19 protein-coding genes are annotated in these 16,561 nt (G+C 62.5%); 4 read left to right on the top strand and 15 right to left on the bottom strand.

The features are described 5' to 3' along the window. Positions 1 to 18 precede the first annotated feature (18 nt). Both HU738_RS23680 and HU738_RS23675 read left to right on the top strand, forming a co-directional pair. Positions 19 to 1,038, top strand: coding sequence for an outer membrane protein assembly factor BamD (locus tag HU738_RS23680; RefSeq protein ID WP_176510280.1), 1,020 nt, complete (start codon positions 19 to 21; stop codon positions 1,036 to 1,038). Between the two features lie 93 nt (positions 1,039 to 1,131). Continuing rightward, positions 1,132 to 1,362, top strand: coding sequence for a PP0621 family protein (locus HU738_RS23675; protein ID WP_186604924.1), 231 nt, complete (start codon positions 1,132 to 1,134; stop codon positions 1,360 to 1,362). A 33-nt stretch (positions 1,363 to 1,395) separates the two neighbouring features. Here HU738_RS23675 and HU738_RS23670 read toward each other — a convergent pair whose 3' ends face one another. From HU738_RS23670 to HU738_RS23645, 6 genes are read right to left on the bottom strand one after another with little or no spacing between them, the layout of a single operon-like run. Continuing rightward, positions 1,396 to 1,479, bottom strand: a complete 84-nt coding sequence (locus HU738_RS23670) for a type II toxin-antitoxin system YoeB family toxin (RefSeq protein ID WP_186604928.1) — start codon at positions 1,477 to 1,479, stop codon at positions 1,396 to 1,398. Between the two features lie 15 nt (positions 1,480 to 1,494). Then, positions 1,495 to 2,592: a glycine oxidase ThiO gene (gene thiO, locus HU738_RS23665; RefSeq protein ID WP_186604922.1), complete on the bottom strand. Its 1,098-nt coding sequence runs from the start codon at positions 2,590 to 2,592 to the stop codon at positions 1,495 to 1,497. Positions 2,593 to 2,645: 53 nt separating this feature from the next. Beyond that, on the bottom strand, positions 2,646 to 3,035 hold the full coding sequence (locus HU738_RS23660) for a type IV pilin protein (protein ID WP_186604919.1): 390 nt from the start codon (positions 3,033 to 3,035) through the stop codon (positions 2,646 to 2,648). Between the two features lies 1 nt (position 3,036). After that, positions 3,037 to 3,510 carry a hypothetical protein gene (locus HU738_RS23655; protein WP_186604917.1) on the bottom strand — a complete coding sequence of 158 codons (474 nt, stop codon included), beginning with the start codon at positions 3,508 to 3,510 and terminating at the stop codon, positions 3,037 to 3,039. Next, entirely contained in the window at positions 3,507 to 4,157 is a 651-nt protein-coding gene (locus HU738_RS23650; RefSeq protein WP_186604915.1) for a PilW family protein, read from the bottom strand. Before HU738_RS23650 ends, HU738_RS23655 begins: the two co-directional genes overlap by 4 nt. After that, positions 4,154 to 4,336, bottom strand: coding sequence for a prepilin-type N-terminal cleavage/methylation domain-containing protein (locus HU738_RS23645; protein WP_176510274.1), 183 nt, complete (start codon positions 4,334 to 4,336; stop codon positions 4,154 to 4,156). Before HU738_RS23645 ends, HU738_RS23650 begins: the two co-directional genes overlap by 4 nt. A gap of 109 nt (positions 4,337 to 4,445) precedes the next feature. Between HU738_RS23645 and HU738_RS23640 the strand changes: the two genes are divergently transcribed. Beyond that, complete coding sequence (locus HU738_RS23640) at positions 4,446 to 4,925, top strand: GspH/FimT family pseudopilin (RefSeq protein ID WP_186604913.1); 480 nt, start codon at positions 4,446 to 4,448, stop codon at positions 4,923 to 4,925. Position 4,926: 1 nt separating this feature from the next. Here the strand turns inward: HU738_RS23640 and ispH are convergent, their stop codons facing one another. From ispH to murJ, 6 genes are all read right to left on the bottom strand, one after another. Beyond that, complete coding sequence (gene ispH / locus HU738_RS23635) at positions 4,927 to 5,874, bottom strand: 4-hydroxy-3-methylbut-2-enyl diphosphate reductase (RefSeq protein WP_186604911.1); 948 nt, start codon at positions 5,872 to 5,874, stop codon at positions 4,927 to 4,929. A gap of 14 nt (positions 5,875 to 5,888) precedes the next feature. After that, the gene (gene fkpB, locus HU738_RS23630; RefSeq protein WP_176510272.1) at positions 5,889 to 6,326 is read right to left on the bottom strand and encodes an FKBP-type peptidyl-prolyl cis-trans isomerase; all 438 of its coding nucleotides are present in this window, start codon (positions 6,324 to 6,326) and stop codon (positions 5,889 to 5,891) included. Then, positions 6,319 to 6,834 (bottom strand): signal peptidase II, encoded by a 516-nt coding sequence (lspA, locus tag HU738_RS23625; RefSeq protein ID WP_054886101.1) that lies wholly within the window; start codon positions 6,832 to 6,834, stop codon positions 6,319 to 6,321. The genes fkpB and lspA overlap by 8 nt, the downstream gene beginning before the upstream one ends. After that, positions 6,827 to 9,658, bottom strand: coding sequence for an isoleucine--tRNA ligase (ileS, locus tag HU738_RS23620; protein WP_186604909.1), 2,832 nt, complete (start codon positions 9,656 to 9,658; stop codon positions 6,827 to 6,829). The genes lspA and ileS overlap by 8 nt, the downstream gene beginning before the upstream one ends. Further along, positions 9,655 to 10,605: a bifunctional riboflavin kinase/FAD synthetase gene (gene ribF, locus HU738_RS23615; RefSeq protein ID WP_176510270.1), complete on the bottom strand. Its 951-nt coding sequence runs from the start codon at positions 10,603 to 10,605 to the stop codon at positions 9,655 to 9,657. Before ribF ends, ileS begins: the two co-directional genes overlap by 4 nt. A gap of 118 nt (positions 10,606 to 10,723) precedes the next feature. After that, complete coding sequence (gene murJ / locus HU738_RS23610; RefSeq protein WP_186604907.1) at positions 10,724 to 12,262, bottom strand: murein biosynthesis integral membrane protein MurJ; 1,539 nt, start codon at positions 12,260 to 12,262, stop codon at positions 10,724 to 10,726. A gap of 250 nt (positions 12,263 to 12,512) precedes the next feature. Between murJ and rpsT the strand changes: the two genes are divergently transcribed. Further along, a complete protein-coding gene (gene rpsT, locus HU738_RS23605) occupies positions 12,513 to 12,791 on the top strand; it encodes a 30S ribosomal protein S20 (protein WP_003247625.1) in 279 nt (92 codons plus the stop codon). A gap of 110 nt (positions 12,792 to 12,901) precedes the next feature. Here rpsT and HU738_RS23600 read toward each other — a convergent pair whose 3' ends face one another. The 3 genes from HU738_RS23600 to HU738_RS23590 are packed head-to-tail and all read right to left on the bottom strand — an operon-like array spanning position 12,902 to position 16,464. Further along, positions 12,902 to 15,202, bottom strand: coding sequence for a PqiB family protein (locus tag HU738_RS23600; protein WP_176510268.1), 2,301 nt, complete (start codon positions 15,200 to 15,202; stop codon positions 12,902 to 12,904). Next, positions 15,195 to 15,818, bottom strand: a complete 624-nt coding sequence (locus HU738_RS23595) for a paraquat-inducible protein A (protein WP_186604905.1) — start codon at positions 15,816 to 15,818, stop codon at positions 15,195 to 15,197. The genes HU738_RS23600 and HU738_RS23595 overlap by 8 nt, the downstream gene beginning before the upstream one ends. Continuing rightward, positions 15,805 to 16,464, bottom strand: a complete 660-nt coding sequence (locus tag HU738_RS23590; RefSeq protein WP_176510266.1) for a paraquat-inducible protein A — start codon at positions 16,462 to 16,464, stop codon at positions 15,805 to 15,807. Before HU738_RS23590 ends, HU738_RS23595 begins: the two co-directional genes overlap by 14 nt. Between the last annotated feature and the right edge of the window lie 97 nt (positions 16,465 to 16,561).

The following is a 16,561-nucleotide window of genomic DNA, read 5'->3' as shown; positions in this document are numbered from 1 at the left end:
AAAGGGACGCAAGCCGCCATGCAAGTGAAACACCTGCTGCTGATCGCCATCCTCGGGCTCACCGCGGCCTGTTCCTCCAATAAGGAAGTCATTGACGAGAACCTCAGTGAGGCCGAGCTCTATCAACAGGCTCAGGCTGACCTGGACAACTCCAGCTATACCAGCGCCGTGAACAAGCTCAAGGCCTTGGAGTCGCGCTATCCGTTCGGCCGCTACGCCGACCAGGCGCAGCTCGAGCTGATCTACGCCAACTACAAGAACTCCGAGCCTGAGGCTGCCAAATCGGCCGCCGAGCGCTTCATCCGCCTGCACCCGCAGCACCCGAACGTCGACTACGCCTACTACCTCAAGGGCCTGACCTCGTTCGACCAGGACCGCGGCCTGCTGGCGCGCTTCCTGCCTCTGGACATGACCAAGCGTGACCCGGGTGCCGCCCGCGACTCGTACAACGAGTTCGCCCAGCTGACCAGCCGCTTCCCCAACAGCCGCTACTCGCCGGACGCCAAGCAGCGCATGATCTACCTGCGCAACCTGCTGGCTTCCTACGAAATCCACGTGGCCGACTACTACCTGAGCCGCCAGGCTTACGTGGCCGCTGCCAACCGTGGCCGCTACGTGGTCGAGAACTTCCAGGAAACGCCATCGGTCGGCGACGGCCTGGCGATCATGGTCGAGTCGTACCAGAAGATGCACCTGGACGACCTGGCGGCCACCAGCCTGGAAACCCTCAAGCTCAACTACCCCGACCACCCGAGCCTGGTCGATGGCCAGTTCCAGCCCAAGCAGACCGAGTCTGACGGTCGCGGCTGGCTGTCCAAGGCCACCCTGGGCCTGATCGAGACCGACACCCCGCTGCCGCCGGGTGAAACCCGCGCCAACCAGGACGTGGTCAAGCAGTTCCAGGACGCACGCGACGAGATGCCGCAAGAACTGCTGCCAAAGGACGAGAACGGCGACCCGATCGTGCCAGCAGGTCCGAAGGAAGCTGAAAAAGACCGCTCGTGGTTCAGCTACATGACCTTTGGTCTGTTCGACTGATCCAGGCGCTATGAGAAAGGGAGGCCCGAGGCCTCCCTTTTTTTATGGCCGCACCCTAGACTGTTGGCTTCTACAACCAACAAGCTGGACACCATGGTTCGCCTACTTTTCTGGATCGCCCTGATCGCCGCCGCGTTCTGGCTGTGGCGCAAGTTCAAAGTCAGTCAGCAATCGCACTCCGAGCCCAAGCTCGATGCACCATTGAAGATGGTGCGCTGCGCCCACTGCGGCGTGCACCTGCCCGACGACCGGGCGCTGCAGCAAGGTAATGACTGGTATTGCAGCCAGGCGCACCTGCAGCAAGGGCCTGGCCGACAGGGCTGAGTCCTCACCCCATCGATGCGAAGGCGGTGCAGATCAATCGTCGTAGTGATACCGGCACTGCAGGATTGTCATCTGGCCCCCTTCGAAGAGGTAGACCAGCCGGTGTTCGCGGGTGATGTCGCTGCAGGGTTCTCAGCTAAAACGCCCCGCCGGCGAATACGGCGCCGGATCAATGATCGGCTCGCCCCCGGTCAGCAGGTCAGTAAACAGCTGACACGAAGCCGGCGCCAGCACCAGCCCGTTGCGGTAATGTCCGCAGTTCAACCACAACCCATCATGCCCAGGCACCGGCCCGATGTAGGGGATGCCTTCAGGCGAACCCGGCCGCAGCCCGGCCCAGTGCCCCACTACCGTCGCATCCTTGAGTTCTGGCAGCAGTTCGATGGCTGAAGCCCTGAGGCTGGCCAGCGCGTCCTCGGTCGGGGTCTTGTCGTAGCCGGCATGCTCCAGCGTGCTGCCCACCAGGATGTGCCCGTCACGACGCGGGATCGCGTAGCGCCCCTTGGCCAGCACCATGCTCGGCAAAAAGTCTTCGGCGCACTTGAACAGGATCATCTGGCCTTTTACCGGCTCGACCGGCAGCTCGAGCCCCAGGGTGCGCAACAGGTCGCCACTCCAGGCGCCAGCGCTGAGCACCACTTCATCCGCCTTGAGCACACCGTCAGCCGTCTGTACGCCAGCCACGCGCCCGCTTTCATGCACGAAGCCGCTGACCTGGCAGTGTTCGCGCAAGGTCACGTTTGGCAGTGCCAGCAACGCCGCCTTGAGCGACTTTACCAGCCGCGGGTTGCGCACGTTGGCTACACCGGCCATGAAGATCGCGTGCTTGAAGCCTGAACCAAGCACCGGTACCGCATCGTAGGCGGCAGAGATATCCACAGCGCTGAGTGGCCGCCGTTCGCGCTCGGCCCAGGCCAGCGCCTCGGCTTCGTCGTCCAGATCGAGCCAGTACAGCCCAGTGGTGTGCACCTCTGGGTCGAGCCCGGTGCTGGCGAACAGGCGTTCGCCCAGCTGTGGATAAAAATCCTGCGACCAATGGGCCAGGGCCGTTACCGCCGGGCTGTAGCGCCATGGGTACAGCGGCGAAACGATACCGCCGCCAGCCCAGGAAGACTCGCGGCCCACCTCGCCCTGGTCACACACCACCACCTGGCCGACCTTTGCCGCCAGGTTGAACGCGGTCAGCAGGCCGATCACCCCGCCGCCGACCACCACTACTTGCTTGCTCATCTGTCGATCCAACACCTGAAGTAATTCCGCGATGCCTGGGCACCATTCAACCTTCAGCTTCCCCAACAACGCTCGCTGACTTCAGCGGCACCCGGATTGCTCTGCACACCGGCCTGGTCAAGCTGGAAGTCGCCACAGCGATCATCGGCCATCAGACCATCGGTCAGCCGGCGGGCGGTCAGCGTGAAGGTGTCGCTGTCGCGTTGGGCCTGCAGGCGGTAATGACGGTTGGCGGCGGGCAATTGCGGGTCGCCCTCGGCGTACTGGCCGGTGCGCACGCGGTGGCGCTCCAGGCGCAAGGCGGCGTCATGCAACAGGCCAACCACTTCGCTGCGTGCGGCTCGCCTGAGCTGGTCGCTGTAACTGGGGTAGGCAATGGCTGCCAGAATGCCGGTCACGGCCAGGACAATCAACAATTCGATCAGGGTGATACCTTGCTGCATTTCAGTCCTCCCTCAGTCTCTGCCGCCAGAGGATGCGCTGCGGGGCTTGTGGTTGAGCGGTTGGCAGGGCGTAGACGGCCTCCAGGACCTGACGGGCTGCCAATTGCTCGCTGACGGCTGTTATCCGGTACAAGGTGAACCGTTCGCCCTCGGGCATGTGCGCAGCTCGGGCGGTTTCACCCAGGTTCTGCAACTGGAAATAGCCGTGTTTGCCACGCTGCCACTGACCGTGCAGGTCATGGGGACGGGGTGGTGGCGGGCAGCCCTTGCATGACACCGGTTGTGCCTGCTGCAGTTCATCAACGCCGGCCTGCAACATGGCTTGCGCCTGCGTGAATGCCAGCAGGCCGTCGCGCATGGCACCGGTCAGGCGCGCTTCGACCAGCGCATCGCGCAGGGCTGAAGCCGCGAGCAAGCCCAGCAGAAGGCTGAGTACCAGCGCCAGCAGCAGCACGATGCCACGTTGGCGGTTCATGGCATGGGCACCGGGTTGCGCAGTGCCACGCTCAGCTCATGGCGCTGCTCGAGCATCAAGGTCGGCTCATACAACGTCAGTTGCATGTCTATGCGTTGCCCTTCCGAAGACTCGACTCGCTCTATCCGCCACTCACGCACATGATCGACCATGGGCTGTGGATTCTTGTTGTGACGCTCTAGCTTCAAGGTGCTGCCATCCAGCAGGTAGCGATGGTGACTGACCGGGATTGCCATGAGCTTCAATGGGTTCTCGGGGCGCTTGCTGTGTACGCGCACCTTCTCGATACAGTCGGTAAGTATCGTCCAGTCCGGCAAGCCGACATGCCCTGAGAGTTCCGCGACGACCAAGCCAAGGCTGGCCGTGCCGACTTCCACGGGTTGGTTGAAGGCTTGCCGTGCAGCCGGGTCCAGAAAATCGGCTGGTTCCAGCCGCAAGCAGCCGAACATTCCGGCCATGCGGATATCCTGAGCCATGCGCAGCAACGCCAGGCGGGCATCATCCTGTAAGCGCAGCGCTGCTCCCTGCAGGCGCCAGCTCTGGTGGGCGGAGACCAACAGCTGACCGGCCGCCACGACCACCATCAGCCCGATTGCCAGGGCCAGCGTCATTTCGAGCAAACCGAAACCGCCCTGCCGGGAGTTCATCGGGGGCTTCGCTCTTGTTCGCTGTACTGCGCCAGCACCGCCTGCGCATCACGGCGAGCACTGTCCGTAGCCTGCAAGGCCTTAAGTTGCAAACCTGCCGCGGCGAACATGCCAACGGCCACCACAAGCACCGCGAGCAACACCTCGATCAGCGTCATCCCCCACTGTTTGTTGGGCATCCCTGCACCTCCTGCGACTTTTCCCGCAATTGCCTTGAACTAGGTCGACTGGACCTCATGTCCAACGACCGTGAAGCTATAGCCAAGCACTTCCAGGGAGGAATGCACGGTGAAGCAACGTGGTGTAACACTGATTCAAATGATGTTCGCACTGGTCATCGCCGCCTTGCTGACACAACTCGGCATGCCGGCCTACGCCAGGCTGAGCAATGACCTACACAGAGCTGCGGCAGCGCGAGACCTGGCCCAGGCGCTGCGCAGCGCGCGCAGCCACGCCTTGCTGCAAAGCCAGCCGGTGATTGTGCGACCGTTGGAAAATGATTGGGGCAAGGGCTGGCTTGTGCAGTTGGAGCACAATCAACAAACGCTACGCGAACACCGGTTGACGCGTTCGATGCGGATCATCGAAAACACCAAGGGACAGGTGAAATTCAGTGCGCTGGGAATGCCAGTGGGGCAATTGGGCGCCACGCTGGAAGTCTGTGAGAGTTCCCCGGCGAGCAACAAGTACCAGGTAGTGATATCCAGCGAAGGCAGGGTCGACCTGCGCACAGTCAAGGTAGCAAACCCCTTGTGCGCAGGCCGCTGACTCAGATCAGCGAGCGAACCCGCAGCTCCTTGGGCATGGAGAACGTGATGTTCTCCGGCCGCCCATCCAGCTCTTCGGCGCCGGTAGCGCCCCAGGCCTTGAGCTGTTCGATCACGCCCTGCACCAACACTTCCGGAGCCGAAGCACCGGCAGTAATGCCCACCCGCTCTGCCTTCTCGAACCAGGCACGCTGCATGTCCTCAGCGCCATCGATCAGGTAGGCCGGGGTGCCCATACGCTCGGCCAGCTCGCGCAGGCGGTTGGAGTTGGAGCTGTTGGGGCTGCCAACCACCAGCAGCACATCACTTTCGCTGGCCAGCTGCTTGACGGCATCCTGGCGGTTTTGCGTGGCGTAGCAGATGTCGTCCTTGCGCGGGCCGCCGATGTTCGGGAAGCGTGCGCGCAGGGCATCGATGACGCGGCTGGTGTCGTCCATCGACAGCGTGGTCTGGGTGACGAAGGCCAGGTGGTCCGGGTCTCTCACCTGCAGCTGGGCAACATCGTCTTCGTCTTCGACGAGGTAGATGGCGCCGCCGTTGCTGGCATCGTATTGCCCCATGGTGCCTTCGACTTCCGGGTGCCCCTCGTGGCCGATGAGAATGCACTCACGACCATCGCGGCTGTACTTGGCCACTTCGATGTGCACCTTGGTGACCAGCGGGCAGGTCGCGTCGAACACCTTCAGGCCACGGCCGGCGGCTTCCTGGCGCACGGCCTGGGACACGCCGTGGGCGCTGAAGATGACGATGACGTCGTCCGGCACCTGGTCCAGCTCTTCAACAAAGATGGCCCCACGATTGCGCAGGTCTTCTACCACGAACTTGTTATGCACCACTTCGTGACGCACATAGATCGGCGGGCCGAAGACTTCCAGCGCACGGTTGACGATTTCGATCGCCCGGTCGACCCCCGCGCAGAAACCGCGCGGGTTGGCGAGTTTGATTTGCATGCTCGGCTCCAGGCTTACAGGGCCTTGACCTCGAGGATCTCCACCTCGAAGGTCAAGGTCTTGCCGGCCAGTGGGTGATTGAAATCGATGGTCACCTGATTGTCATCGAACGCTTTGACCACACCCGGCAGCTCGGTGTTGGCGGCATCGTTGAAGATGATCAGCAGCCCTTCGGACAACTCCATGCCCTCGAACTGGGACCGCGGCATGACTTGCACGTTCTGTGGGTTGGGCTGGCCGAAGGCGTTCTCCGGGGCTACCACCACGGTCCGCTTGTCACCCGCCTTGAAGCCGAACAGGGCATTCTCGAAGCCTGGCAGCAGGTTGCCGTCACCGACCTTGAAGGTGGCCGGGGCCTTGTCGAAGGTGCTGTCGACGGTGTCGCCGTTTTCCAGGTGCAGCGCGAAGTGCAGGGTGACTTCGGTGTTCTGGCCGATACGGGTGTCAGTCATGGACCGGATCCTCGGACTTCTTGCTCTTGAACATATCCAGCGCCAGCATCACCGCACCAACGGTGATGGCGCTGTCGGCCAGGTTGAAGGCCGGGAAGTAATGGCGGTTCTGCCAGTGCACCAGGATGAAGTCGACCACATGGCCGAGCACGATGCGGTCGTACAGGTTGCCGATCGCACCGCCCAGTACCAATGCCAGCGCCACCGCCAGCCAGGTCTCGCCGCGCCCCAGGCGCTTGAGCCATACCACCAGCACCGCACTGACCACCACGGCGATCAGGGCGAACAGCCAGCGCTGCCAGCCAGCGCCATCGGCGAGGAAGCTGAAGGCGGCACCGGTGTTGTAGGCCAGGGTCCAGCTGAAGTAGTCCGGGATGACGACGATCTGCTGGTACATGGTCAGGGCGTTGTTGAAGTACAGCTTGGTGGCCTGGTCGAGGACCAGGACCAGCAAGCTCAGCCACAGCCATGCAAGGCGCCCGAAGCGCCCTGCTGCAGGGTTAGGCATAGTGGCGCACCTCACCCGAGCCGGTCAGGTTGTCGACGCAACGGCCACAGATTTCCGGGTGCTCCGGGTGGCTGCCGACGTCGGCGCGGAAGTGCCAGCAACGGCCGCACTTGGCGTGACCCGACTTGACCACCTGCAGCTTGAGGCCTTCGACTTCGGTGGCCACGGCTTCGGCCGGCGCCTGGGCGAACGGCACTACGCTGGCGGCGGAAGTGATCAGCACGAAGCGCAGTTCGTCGCCCAGCTTGCTCAGGTCGGCGCTCAGGCCTTCCTCGGCGAACAGGGTGACTTCGGCCTGCAGGTTGCCGCCGATGACCTTGGCGGTACGCTGGTTTTCCAGCTCCTTGTTGACCGCGGCCTTGACAGCCATCACACGGTCCCAGTAAGCGCGGTCCAGCTCGGTGCCTTCCGGCAGCTCGCTCAGGCCCTGGTACCAGCCATTGAGCATCACCGACTCGTTGCGCTCGCCCGGCAGGTACTGCCAGATTTCATCGGCAGTGAACGCCAGGATCGGCGCGATCCAGCGCACCAGTGCCTCGCTGATGTGGAACAGCGCGGTCTGGCAGGAACGGCGGGCGACACTGTTGGCGCCGGTGGTGTATTGGCGGTCCTTGATGATGTCGAGGTAGAAGCCGCCCAGCTCCTGTACGCAGAAGTTGTGGATCTTCGAATAGACGTTCCAGAAGCGGTATTCGCCGTAGTGCTCTTCCAGCTCGCGCTGCAGCAGCAGGGTGCGGTCCACCGCCCAGCGGTCCAGGGCGATCATTTCTTCCGGCTTCAGCAGGTCACGGGCCGGGTCGAAGCCAGACAGGTTGGAGAGCAGGAAGCGCGCGGTGTTGCGGATACGGCGGTAGGCATCGGCGCTGCGCTGCAGGATCTGCTCGGAAACCGCCATCTCGCCCGAGTAGTCGGTCGCCGAAACCCACAGGCGCAGGATGTCAGCACCCAGGGTGTTGTTGACCTTCTCCGGTTCGATGGTGTTGCCCAGCGACTTGGACATCTTGCGGCCGCTTTCGTCCACGGTGAAACCGTGGGTCAGCAGTTCGCGATACGGCGCGTGGCCGTCGATGGCGCAACCGGTCAGCAATGACGAGTGGAACCAGCCGCGATGCTGGTCGGAACCTTCCAGGTACAGATCGGCGCGCGGGCCGGTGGCGTGGCCAATGTCGTGGGAACCACGCAGCACGTGCCAGTGGGTGGTACCGGAGTCGAACCAGACGTCCAGAGTGTCGGAGATCTTGTCGTACTGGCCGGCTTCGTCACCCAGCAGTTCGGCGGCATCGAGCTTGAACCAGGCTTCGATGCCCTCTTGCTCGACGCGCTTGGCTACCGCTTCCATCAGCTCGACGGTGCGTGGGTGCAGCTCGCCGGTCTGCTTGTGCAGGAAGAACGGGATCGGTACGCCCCAGTTGCGCTGACGCGAAATGCACCAGTCCGGGCGGTTGGCGATCATCGAGTGCAGGCGCGCCTGGCCCCAGGCCGGGACGAAGTTGGTGTCTTCGATGGCTTTCAGCGCACGCTCGCGCAGTGGCTCGCCAGTGGTTGGCTGCTTGTCCATGCCGACGAACCACTGCGCAGTGGCGCGGTAGATCAGCGGAGTCTTGTGGCGCCAGCAGTGCATGTAGCTGTGGCTGATGGTTTCGGTGTGCATCAGCGCGCCGACTTCGCTCAGCTTGTCGACGATCGCCGGATTGGCCTTCCAGATGAACTGGCCGCCGAAGAACGGCAGCGATTCGACGTACACGCCATTGCTCTGCACCGGAGTGAGGATGTCGTCGTTGACCATGCCGTAGCGCTTGCAGGTGACGAAGTCGTCTTCACCGTAGGCTGGCGAGGAGTGAACCACGCCGGTGCCGGCACCCAGCTCGACGTAGTCAGCCAGGTAGATTGGCGACAGGCGGTCATAGAACGGGTGGCGGAAGTTGATCAGTTCCAGTGCCGAGCCCTGCGCGGTGGCGATCACCGAGCCTTCCAGGTTGTAGCGCTTGAGGCACGACTCGACCAGCTCTTCGGCCAGCACCAGCAGGCGCTCGCCGGTATCGACCAGGGCGTACTTGAACTCAGGGTGGATGTTCAGCGCCTGGTTGGCCGGGATGGTCCAGGGGGTGGTGGTCCAGATCACGATGGCGGCTGGCTTGGCCAGCGACGCCAGGCCGAAGGCGGCAGCCAGCTTGGCCTCGTCGGCCACCGGGAAGGCCACGTCGATGGTCTGGGACTTCTTGTCGGCGTATTCGACTTCGGCTTCAGCCAGGGCCGAACCGCAGTCGAAGCACCAGTTCACAGGCTTGAGGCCCTTGAACACGAAGCCTTGCTTGACCATTTCAGCCAGGGCGCGGATTTCACCGGCCTCGTTGACGAAGTTCATGGTCTTGTACGGGTTGTCCCAGTCACCCAGCACGCCCAGGCGGATGAACTCGGCCTTTTGCCCTTCGATCTGCTCGGCGGCGTACTCGCGGCACAGCTCGCGGGTACGGTCGGCAGTCAGGTGCTTGCCGTGGGTGACCTCGACCTTGTGTTCGATCGGCAGGCCATGGCAGTCCCAACCCGGTACATATGGCGCATCGAAACCGGACAGGGTCTTGGAGCGGACGATCATGTCCTTGAGGATCTTGTTCAGCGCATGACCGATGTGAATCTTGCCGTTGGCATAGGGCGGGCCGTCGTGCAGGACGAACTTTGGACGATCCTTGCCAATTTCGCGCAGCTTCTGGTACAGGCCAATGCTGTCCCAGCGCTGCAGGATCTGCGGTTCGCGCTGAGGCAGGCCGGCCTTCATGGGGAAGGCGGTGTCCGGAAGGTTTAGCGTGGCTTTGTAGTCGGTCATTTCAGGCTCTTCGTTAGCGGTTGAGCGTGCCAATGTGCACGTGCGGCGGCGATATCCGCATCGATCGCCGACTTCAGCGCCTCCAGGGAGGCGAATCGCTGCTCTTCACGCAGCTTGTGGTGGAATTCCACCGTCAGGCGCCGGCCATACAGATCGCCGGCATAATCCAGTAGATGAATCTCGAGGTGCGGGCGGCCGTCACCGGCCACCGTTGGGCGCACGCCGATGTTGCCTACACCCGGCCAGGCCTTGCCGTCGATTTCGATACTGGCCAGGTAAACCCCGGACAGCGGCACGCGGCGGCGTTTGAGCTGGATGTTGGCGGTTGGCGTGCCCAGCTGGCGAGCCAGCTTCTGGCCATGCAGCACACGGCCGCTAATACGGTATGGGCGGCCCAGCAGGTGCTCGGCGAGCTCGAAGTTGCCCGCGGACAGCGCCTTGCGTACTTCGGTGCTGCTGACCCGCAGGCCGTCCTGAATCACCGTGTTGGCGGCTTCGACGGTAAACCCGTACTGCTCGCCGGCAGCGACCAGGAAGGCGAAATCACCGGCACGATCACAGCCGAAGCGGAAGTCGTCGCCTACTTCGAGGTGGCGCACACCCAGGCCGTCGACCAGGATAGCCTTGACGAACGCATCGGCGCTGAGCTTGCTCAGACGCTGGTTGAACGCCAGGCACAGCACCCGGTCGATGCCTTCGTCGGCCAGCAGCTCGACCTTGTCGCGCAGGCGTGCCAGGCGGGCGGGTGCGGTGTCCGGGGCGAAGTACTCGCGCGGCTGCGGCTCGAAGATCACCACGCAAGTCGGCAGGCCCAGCGCCTGGCCGCGCTCGCGCAGGCGCGCCAGGATCGCCTGGTGGCCGCGGTGAACCCCGTCGAAGTTGCCAATGGTGGCGACACAGCCCCGGTGCTCGGGGCGCAGGTTGTGAAGACCTCGAACCAGCTGCATAACGCGCTTCTTGCTCATAAAGTGGCCGATTATAACCACACCCGGGCGCTGGTGACAGGCAGCAGCGCCAAGGGGTGGCGTGGAATGTGAAAAACCGACGCGTGACCCGCCATCTACCTCAATGCAGGGCCTTGCGGGCGAAATGCCGAGGCCGGAAACCACACAGGTACAGGCAACCGAAATAGGTCAGCACACCCGCCGCGATCAGCGCGCCCAGGCGCAGGAACCGCTCGAGCATGCTGCCCTGTTCCCAGGCCGGCAGGTAATGCATGCCCAACAGCAACACCGCTGCCATGAGGGTGACTGCCAGCACCAGCTTGAACAGGAACAGCGCCCAGCCCGGTTGCGGCTGGAACAACTGCTGGCTGCGCAGCTTCCAGAACAGCAGGCCCGCATTCAGGCAGGCGCCCAGGCTGATCGCCAGGGCCAGGCCGGCGTGCTGCAGCGGGCCGATGAGTGCCAGGTTGAACAGCTGGGTGCAGACCAGGGTGAAGATGGCGATCTTCACCGGCGTGCGAATATTCTGCTGCGCATAGAAGCCCGGTGCCAGTACCTTGACCAGAATGATTGCCAGCAGGCCGACCGAATAGGCGATCAGTGCCCGCTGGGTCATGGCCGCGTCGGTGGCGGTGAACTTGCCATACTGGAACAGCGCCACGGTCAGCGGTTCGGCCAGGATCGCCAGGGCCAGGGTGCACGGCAGCACCAGAAGAAAGCACAGGCGCAGGCCCCAGTCCATGATCCGCGAATACTCCTCGCGGTCCTTGTTGGCGTAGGTCTTGGCCAGGGTCGGCAGCAGGATGGTGCCCAAGGCCACGCCCAGCACGCCCGAAGGCAGTTCCATGAGGCGGTCGGCGTAATACATCCATGACACCGAGCCGGCCACCAGGAAGGAAGCGAAGATCGTGTTGATGATCAGCGAGATCTGGCTCACCGAGACCCCGAGGATCGCCGGCAGCATCTGCTTGAGCACCCGCCACACGCCAGCGTCGCGCAGGTTGAGGCGCGGCAGCACGAGCATGCCGATCTTCTTCAGCGCCGGCAGCTGGTACAGCAACTGTGCCAGGCCTCCGGCCAGCACGCCCCAGGCCAGGGCCATGATCGGCGGGTTGAAGTAAGGCGTGAGCAACACGGCAAAGATGATCATCGCCACGTTCAGCAAGGTCGGGGTGAACGCCGGAACGGAAAAGCGGTTCCAGGTGTTGAGGATCGCACCGGCCAGCGACGACAGCGAGATCAGCAATATATAAGGGAACGTCACCCGCAACAGGTCCGTGGTCAGCGCGTACTTCTCGGGACTGTCGACGAAACCCGGGGCCGTAGCCCAGACCACCCAGGGTGCAGCGAGGATGCCGACCGCCGTGACCAGTGCCAGCACCAGGGTCAGCAGGCCGCTGACGTAGGCGATGAAGGTCCGCGTCGCCTCCTCGCCCTGTTGGGTCTTGTATTCGGCCAGAATCGGCACGAACGCCTGGGAGAATGCCCCTTCGGCAAAAATCCGCCTTAGCAGGTTAGGCAGCTTGAAGGCGATGAAGAAGGCGTCGGTGGCGATACCGGCACCAAAGACACGGGCCAGGATGGTGTCGCGCACGAAGCCCAGCACCCGCGAAATCATGGTGATGGAGCTGACTGCAGCGAGGGATTTGAGCAGATTCATCGAAAAGATTCACGCCAGGGACAGAGGGCGCTGCCAGACAGCGTCCGAATGTGCGATACTCCCGCGCCTTCGCAGGGGAGCCAAAAATTCCCGAGTTTACAGGTAGCACGGCAGAAAGGAATATTTCCCGCCTGTTGCTGCACCACTCGGCGGAACCCTGCAGGTGGCCTTGACATCCGGTCGACTCATCGGCATGATTCGCGGCCTATTTTGTTTGCTATTTACCTAAAGTCTTTCGAGGAGCTCGACGGTGGCCAACACACCTTCCGCCAAGAAACGTGCAAAACAGGCTGAGAAGCGTCGCAGCCACAACGCCAGCCTGCGTTCCATGGTCCGCACCTACATCAAGAATGTAGTCAAAGCCATCGACGCAAAAGACGCCGAAAAAGCGCAAGCCGCTTACGTTCTGGCTGTGCCTGTAATCGACCGTATGGCCGATAAAGGCATCATCCACAAGAACAAGGCTGCTCGCCACAAAGGCCGTCTGAATGGCCACATCAAGGCACTGAAAGAAGCTGCAGCTGCCTAAGCGACGTTCTAGTCGAAAAAACCGGCCCCAGGGCCGGTTTTTTTATGCGTGCAATTCAGGCCATGTCCAGCCATTGCGGGAGCGGGCTTGCCCGCTCCCCTGGCGCTAGCTTACTTCGCGATCTGGATCTTCGGCGCCCACTGCAGCCAGGCGTCCTCTGGCTGGTCGAACAAGGCGAAGGTCTGCTGCGGCCGGGCCGGGTTACCCATCTGCTCGCCCTCAGGTGTAGCAAAGGCAATGCCGCCATCGATGAGTGTCTGCAGCGACTCGGTACGCACCGTGGCGCCCTTGAACAAGCCCCAGTCAAAGCCGAAGCCGCTGCTGTTCCAGAACCGGCTACCACTGCGCACCAGGGCCGCGTAGCGCGGCTCGATCAGAATGTGGATCAACACACGGTCCGCAGTCTGGCCCAGCTCGAATCCAGTGACCTTGCCCACCGCCACCTCGCGATAGGTGACCGGCACGCCCGGCTTGATCGAACCACGGCGCGGCGCGCTCAAGGTCAACGGCAGGCCGACTTCCTCCCCTGCAACTTCAGGCGCCTCGCCCAGCGCTATGAAATCACGCTGCGGCCCCTTGTCCTTCACCGCTGGCTGCACTTCGATGTACTGGCCGCCAATCAAGGTATCGAGGTTCTCGGTACGCACCAGCCCAAGCTCCGGCTTGACCACCCAGAACTGCGTGCCTGCCCGGGCAATGCGATCCGCCGCTTCAGTGATGCGCGCCCGCAGTACAACAGCTTGCAAGTCCTTGGTCAGGTCCACGCTTTCGACACTGCCGACATCCAGGCCACGGAAGCGGATTGGCGTACCTGGCTTGAGGCCATCGGCCCGATCTACGCGAATAGTCACCAGGGTGCCGGTGCGGTTTACCGCCTCCTGGCTCTCCAGCAGACGGAAGCGCGGAATACGGCGCTTAAGCGCAACATTGGGGGTTGGAGTATCGAAGGCGATACCACCCGCCATGAGCGTCTGCAACGACTCACTCTTGATCTTGATGCCAGACAGCCCGCCCGTCAGGGTGATACCGCTGACGTTCCAGAAGCGCGAGGAGCCGTTCACCAGGTTTTCGTACTCCTTCTCGATGTGCACACCAATCAGGATACGGTTGCTGTTGCGGGCAAACTGGTAGCTCTGCACGCTGCCCACCTTGACTTGGCGATACATCACCGGGCTGCCGATCTCGAGTGAACCCAGGGTGTCGGCGAACAGCACCAGGTGCAGGCCTGGGGCCTTCAGGTCCAGCGGCGGCGCCTTGGCCCTGGCCTCGAATTCGCGCTGCGGCTTGGCGCCCTTCTCGCCGGGGCGGATGGCGATGTAGTTACCTTTGACCAATGCTTCCAGGCCGGTGATGCCAGCCAGGGAAATGGACGGCTTGACCACCCAGAACTGCGTACCTTCGACCAGATAGTCCTCAGTCAGCGGGTCCAGCGTCAGCTCGGCAGTGGCGCTGGACAGGTTGTCTTCCATCTTCAGGGTTTTCAGCGAGCCGACCTGGATACCCTTGTACATGACCGGCGTACGTCCGGCCTGGAGGCCTTCATAGTCGCTCAGCTTCACCTTGACGCGGATACCCGCCTGGGCCGCGTCGAAGTCTTCATACAAGCGGAATGGCAGGCTCGGGTCAGTCGGCGGGCTGTCCTTGCGGTATTCCGGCGTGGCGAAGGCGATGCCGCCGGCGACGATGCTCGACAGCGACTCACTGCGCACTTTAACCCCTGACAGATCGGCATCGATGCTGATGCCGCTGGCATTCCAGAAGCGCGTGTGCTTGCGCACCAGGCTGGCGTAGGCCGGCTCGATGAAGACCTTGACCTCGACCGTGCTCTGGTCGTCAGACAGGCGATAGCTTTTCACCCGGCCAACCTGGATCTGCTTGTAGAACACCGGGCTGTCCCGATTGAGCGAACCCAGGCGCTCGGCCTTGAGGGTCAGGTGCAGGCCTGGCTCGCTGTCGGACAGCGGTGGCGCGACCTTCAGTGCGGTAAAGCGCTTGGTCCGTTCGCCTTCCCCCGGGCTCACAGCGATATAGTTGCCGGATACCAGTGTTTCCAGGCCCGAGATACCGGCCAGGCTGACACTTGGCTTGACCAGCCAGAACCGCGTGCCCTTGGTCAGGTGCGGCTCGGCCGCCTTGTTCATCTCGATGGTGGCGATCACCCCCTGGTTCTCGCCCTTCGCATCCAGCACAAGTTTCGTGACCTTGCCGACGGACATGCCCTTGTAAATGACCTCGGTCTTGTTGGCGACGATGCCTTCGCCAGTCTCGAAACGCACCTCGATCTCCACCCCAGCATCGCGGTAGGCCTGCCAGGCCAGCCAGCCACCAATCATCAGCGCGATCAGCGGCAGGATCCAGATCGCCGACCAGTTCGAGGCAGGGCGGGTTTTAGCCGTTGGCATGTCACTCATGGTCGTCATCCGACTCCGTGTTATCCCAGATCAGTCGGGGATCGAAAGTTAAAGCAGCAAGCATCGTGAGGATCACCACAGTTGCGAAGGCGACAGCGCCCAGGTTGGCTTCGACACTGGCAATACGACCGAAATTCACCACTGCCACCAGAATGGCAATGACGAAGATGTCCAGCATGGACCAGCGCCCTATGAATTCGATGAAGCGGTACATCAGGATCCGTTGCCGTGCCGACAGCGGCTGGCGGCGCTGGACCGAATACAGCAACAGCGCGATGCCCACCAGCTTGAAGGTAGGCACCAGAATGCTGGCGATGAACACCACGGCAGCGATGGGCACCATGCCGTGCTTGAGCAGGGTGATCACACCGGACATGATCGTATCGCCACTACCCTGCCCCAAGGACTTGACCGTCATGATCGGCAGCAGGTTGGCCGGGATGTACAGGATCGAGGCCGTGATCAGCAGGGCCCAGGTACGGATGATGCTGTTGGGGCGCCGCGCGTGCACCACGGCACCGCAGCGCGTGCAGGTCTGCGAATCGCTCTGGTTATCCTGCCGGTTCAGCTCATGACATTCATTGCAGACCAGGATGCCTGCATCAATCGCCCGCATGGAGATCCTCCCCCGACAAAGCACTCCAGATCTGATGTGGCGACATCACCACTTCGAGCCAGACCTGGACCAGCAACAGGCTGATGAAACAGAACAGGCCAAGGCCAATGGTCAGTTCGGCCAGGTCCACGAGCTTGACGATCGCCACCAGCACGCCCATGAAATAGACCTCAAGCATGCCCCAGTCACGCAGGTGGTGATAAAAGCGGTAGAACACCAGCCCGTAATCACGCCCCACATTGAGGCGAATGCTCAACAACACGGCCAGCTGGCACAGCAGCTTGAGCAGCGGAATGGCCATGCTACAAAGGAACACCACCACGGCAACGCCGCGCATCTCTGAGTTGTAAAGGCCGAGTACACCACTCCAGACGGTATCGTCCGAAGTCTGGCCGAGCAGGTGTAACTGCATGATTGGCAGGAAGTTGGCCGGTATGAACAGCAGCAAGGCCGTCAACACCAAGGCCAGGCTTCGGTTGACCACATTGTGCCGGTGAGCGTACAGCTCGTAGCCACAACGCGGGCATTGGGCTTTTTCGCCATGCTGCAGCACCGGCTTGCGCATCAGCAGGTCGCACTCGTGACAGGCGACCAGTTCGTCCAGCGGCAGCTGCTCTAAGGCTTGGGTTTCGACGGGATCGGACATCTCGAGATTCTGAATAGGTACGTCGGCTCTATTCTAGTGTTCCCAGCTCGAAATGTGGGAGACGACTAATGCCTGGCACGGCCCGGGAATGATCCAC

Origin of the sequence: Pseudomonas vlassakiae (genome assembly GCF_014269035.2) — a bacterium.
In the GTDB taxonomy this organism is placed as follows: Bacteria; Pseudomonadota; Gammaproteobacteria; order Pseudomonadales; family Pseudomonadaceae; genus Aquipseudomonas; species Aquipseudomonas vlassakiae.
Note: the sequence above shows the minus strand (reverse complement) of the source record. Positions and strands in the feature narration are given on the sequence as shown.

Coding starts and splice junctions, on each gene's coding strand:
- HU738_RS23680 (WP_176510280.1), top strand. CDS start 19: ATGCAAGTGAAACACCTGCTGCTGATCGCCATCCTCGGGCTCACCGCG.
- HU738_RS23675 (WP_186604924.1), top strand. CDS start 1,132: ATGGTTCGCCTACTTTTCTGGATCGCCCTGATCGCCGCCGCGTTCTGG.
- thiO (WP_186604922.1), bottom strand. CDS start 2,592: ATGAGCAAGCAAGTAGTGGTGGTCGGCGGCGGGGTGATCGGCCTGCTG.
- HU738_RS23660 (WP_186604919.1), bottom strand. CDS start 3,035: ATGCAGCAAGGTATCACCCTGATCGAATTGTTGATTGTCCTGGCCGTG.
- HU738_RS23655 (WP_186604917.1), bottom strand. CDS start 3,510: ATGAACCGCCAACGTGGCATCGTGCTGCTGCTGGCGCTGGTACTCAGC.
- HU738_RS23650 (WP_186604915.1), bottom strand. CDS start 4,157: ATGAACTCCCGGCAGGGCGGTTTCGGTTTGCTCGAAATGACGCTGGCC.
- HU738_RS23645 (WP_176510274.1), bottom strand. CDS start 4,336: ATGCCCAACAAACAGTGGGGGATGACGCTGATCGAGGTGTTGCTCGCG.
- ispH (WP_186604911.1), bottom strand. CDS start 5,874: ATGCAAATCAAACTCGCCAACCCGCGCGGTTTCTGCGCGGGGGTCGAC.
- fkpB (WP_176510272.1), bottom strand. CDS start 6,326: ATGACTGACACCCGTATCGGCCAGAACACCGAAGTCACCCTGCACTTC.
- lspA (WP_054886101.1), bottom strand. CDS start 6,834: ATGCCTAACCCTGCAGCAGGGCGCTTCGGGCGCCTTGCATGGCTGTGG.
- ileS (WP_186604909.1), bottom strand. CDS start 9,658: ATGACCGACTACAAAGCCACGCTAAACCTTCCGGACACCGCCTTCCCC.
- ribF (WP_176510270.1), bottom strand. CDS start 10,605: ATGCAGCTGGTTCGAGGTCTTCACAACCTGCGCCCCGAGCACCGGGGC.
- murJ (WP_186604907.1), bottom strand. CDS start 12,262: ATGAATCTGCTCAAATCCCTCGCTGCAGTCAGCTCCATCACCATGATT.
- HU738_RS23600 (WP_176510268.1), bottom strand. CDS start 15,202: ATGAGTGACATGCCAACGGCTAAAACCCGCCCTGCCTCGAACTGGTCG.
- HU738_RS23595 (WP_186604905.1), bottom strand. CDS start 15,818: ATGCGGGCGATTGATGCAGGCATCCTGGTCTGCAATGAATGTCATGAG.
- HU738_RS23590 (WP_176510266.1), bottom strand. CDS start 16,464: ATGTCCGATCCCGTCGAAACCCAAGCCTTAGAGCAGCTGCCGCTGGAC.